Source organism: Ligilactobacillus equi DSM 15833 = JCM 10991 (assembly GCF_001435735.1).
In the GTDB taxonomy this organism is placed as follows: domain Bacteria; phylum Bacillota; class Bacilli; order Lactobacillales; family Lactobacillaceae; genus Ligilactobacillus; species Ligilactobacillus equi.
Genome location: NZ_AZFH01000199.1, coordinates 1 through 264 on the forward strand (window position 1 = coordinate 1; position 264 = coordinate 264).

The 264-nt window shown below is 45.8% G+C and carries 1 protein-coding gene; it reads left to right on the plus strand.

The genetic code is table 11. From position 1 onward, the window contains the following. On the plus strand, positions 1–264 hold a 264-nt coding region (locus FC36_RS12325), incomplete at both ends, for a hypothetical protein (protein ID WP_420843346.1).

Genomic DNA, 264 nt, shown 5'->3' on the forward strand with positions numbered 1-264 from the left:
TGTTGATGAGGATGTACTTGCACTCTTCGAAGCTGAATCACTCATACTTGTTGATGCGGATGTACTTACGCTCTTCGAAGCTGAATCACTCACACTTGTTGATCCTGATACGCTTGCGCTCTTCGAAGCTGAATCACTCACACTTATTGATTCTGATGCGCTTGCGCTCTTCGAAGCTGAGTCACTCATACTTGTTGATGCGGATGTACTTGCGCTCTTCGAAGCTGAGTCACTCGTACTTGTTGATTCTGATGTGCTTACGCT